At 66.7% G+C, this 294-nt stretch carries 1 pseudogene; it reads left to right on the top strand.

The window, feature by feature from the left end:
* Window positions 1–294, top strand: a pseudogene (locus ACYQ2W_RS26790) (transglutaminase domain-containing protein); the annotation flags it as partial.

Below are 294 nucleotides of genomic sequence, written 5' to 3'. Positions count from 1 at the left end.
CCCGGGGCGCCACCTACGGCGCGCTGCCCGCGGCGCTGCAACATCGCGTCACCCTCGGCTTCGGCAACGACGGACTCGGTAGCGCCACCCGGGTGGTCGCCTATCCCTTCCCGAAGCTGAACAATCGAAAGGTGACCATCTCCTTCAAGCCGAGCAGCGCCGAGGACGAGGCGGCGCTGCTCGCCCTCTTACCGGAGGGAGAGATCACCGATCTCAGCCAACTGCCCGACACCATCCCCGCCTACCTGATCTCGGTCACCCCCGAACTGAAGGTGGACGGCGAGACGGTACTGA

Source organism: Endothiovibrio diazotrophicus (assembly GCF_054657215.1).
Note: the sequence above shows the minus strand (reverse complement) of the source record. Positions and strands in the feature narration are given on the sequence as shown.